This is a genomic window from Janibacter sp. CFPM2_SD2, from assembly GCF_057364645.1.
Genome location: NZ_JBNFOF010000302.1, coordinates 1 through 2,199, shown reverse-complemented (window position 1 = coordinate 2,199; position 2,199 = coordinate 1). Strand labels below are relative to the sequence as shown.

Here is a 2,199-nt window from a genome sequence, read left to right as displayed (position 1 = left end):
CTGCGTCTGGGAGCGCGACTCGAGCCGGTCGGCGACCACGGCCACCCCGGCGACGGCGAGGAGCATCGCGGCGAGCACGAGCCCGACCCACGGGTCGACGAGGGCGGTGAGGGCGGCGGCGAGAACCCCGGCGAGCAGGGCCGACAGGGCCGGTACGGTGACCCGCACCGAGGCCTCGACGACGTCGGTCAAGTCGTCGACGACGCCGGTGAGCACCTCGGCCCGACCGCGCCGGCCCAGTCGCGCGGGCGTGAGCGGGATGAGCGCGGCATAGGTGCTCGTCCGCGCGTCGGCGAGATCGGCGAGCGCGGTGTCGTGGCTGCGCAGCCGCTCCCAGTAGCGGAAGACCGGCCGCGCCAGGCCGAAGGTGCGGACCGCGACGATCGCCGTGAGCAGCAGCATGATCTGCGGCCGCTGGTCGGCGCGGACGATGAGCCACCCGGACGTCGTCGTCAGGGCGATGCCGGCGGCGGTGGCGACCCCACCGAGCAGCCCGGCGACGACGAGCCCGCGGCTCAGGTGCAGCAGGCGGCCGGCAGCGGGTCGACGGGTGTCCGCGACCGATGGCGAAGGAGGAGTGCATCGGGTCATCGGGCCACCTCCGGCTGGCGCAGGGCGACGTGCTCGTCGGCGCGGGCGACGAGGTCGGGCTGGTGGGTCACGGCGATGACCGTGCGCTCCTTCGCGAGCCGGGCGATGACCTCGCCGAGGGTGGCGACGGAGTCGGCGTCGACGTGCGCGGTGACCTCGTCGAGCAGCAGCACGGGTGCGGGGGAGAGGATCGCGCGGGCGAGCACGAGTCGGGCGCGCTGCCCGGCCGACAGCCCAAAGCCGTCATCGCCGATCCGGGTCTCGAGCCCGTCGGGCAGCCCGGCGACGACGCCGTCCAGGCCGACCTCGCGCAGCACCCGCCACAGGTCCGCGGACTCCTGCGGGCCACCGATGGTCAGGTTGTCGCGCAGCGTGCCCGCGCCGAGGAAGGGGCGCTGCGTCACCATGTGCACCGGTCCGGCGACGACCTCGCCGCGGTCGGCGGTGCGGGTGCCGGCGATGACCTCGAGCAGCGTCGTCTTGCCGCACCCAGAGGGCCCGGTGACGACGGTGAGGCCGCGACCGGCGACGAGGTCGACACCGGTGAGGGTCGCCCCCTTCGCCCCGGGGTGGGTGTAGTCGACGCCCGTGACCGAGACGACCTCGCCCGTCGCAGACCCGCCGCCCGAACTCTGCAAAACCCTAGGGTCCTGCGAAGTTGTGGGGCTCGAACTCTGCAAAACCCTAGGGTTTTGCGAAGTTGTGGGGTCAGAGGGCGCCAGCTCGGCGAGGATCTCGTCGAGGGCGGCGGCGCCGTCGGCGGCGGCGTGGAACTCGGTGCCGACCCGCCGGATCGGCCAATAGGCCTCGGGCGCGAGGAGGATCGCGGTGAGCCCGACGAGCAGGTCCATCGACCCGTGCGTCAGGCGCAGGCCGACGACGACGCGACGATCGCCACCGAGATCGTCGCGAGCAGCTCGAGCGCCGCGGCGGACATGAAGGCCAGCCGCAGCGTGCGCATCGTCGCCCGCCGGTGCCGCTGGCTCACCTCGGCGATCGTCGCGGTCTGCCGCTCGGCGCGCCCGTAGGCGACGAGCGTCGGCAGCCCGCGCACGACGTCGAGGAAGTGCCCCGACAGGTCGGCGAGCGCACCCCACCGGCGCTCCGTGTCGGCCTGCGTCGTCGCACCGATGAGCGCCGCGAAGAGCGGCAGCAGCCACACCGTGCCGACGACGATCGCCGCGCTCGGCCAGTCGACGACGACGAGGCAGGCGATGGCGAGGGCCGGCACGACGGCGGCACCGACGAGGGCGGGCAGGTACCTCGCGACATAGGGCTCGACGGTGCTCGTGCCCTGCACCGCGAGCGTCAACGCCCCTGTGCGCGAAGGGAGTCCACGCTCACCACGCGCAGCCCAGGCCGCGAGCAGCTGCTCCCGCAGTCCGGTCGCCACCGCGGCGCCGGCCCGCGCCGCGACGGTCTCCGACAGGGCCCCGAGCAGGGCGCGGGCGGCGAAGAGCCCACCCGTCCACGCCAGCGGTGCGAGCAGGTCAGACCCACGCACGACCGCGACGACGAGGGACGCGAGGGCGAAGGCCGTCGCGATCGTCGCGATGCCCTGCGCGATGCCGATGGCTGCCAGGGGCGGCGACCGGCCGGCGGGTCGCC

Annotated in this window: 2 protein-coding genes and 1 pseudogene; all 3 read right to left on the bottom strand. The window is 74.7% G+C overall.

Features of this window, described 5'->3' with window-relative positions:
- Window positions 1-591: pseudogene (locus AC2W7J_RS17650) on the bottom strand (thiol reductant ABC exporter subunit CydC); the annotation flags it as partial.
- Window positions 588-1,442: an ATP-binding cassette domain-containing protein gene (locus tag AC2W7J_RS17645; protein ID WP_485984013.1), complete on the bottom strand. Its 855-nt coding sequence runs from the start codon at window positions 1,440-1,442 to the stop codon at window positions 588-590. The gene AC2W7J_RS17645 and the pseudogene AC2W7J_RS17650, both read right to left, overlap by 4 nt.
- Before the next feature lie 11 nt (window positions 1,443-1,453).
- Window positions 1,454-2,199: ABC transporter transmembrane domain-containing protein (locus AC2W7J_RS17640; RefSeq protein WP_485984011.1), on the bottom strand; the 746-nt coding region annotated here is incomplete at its 5' end.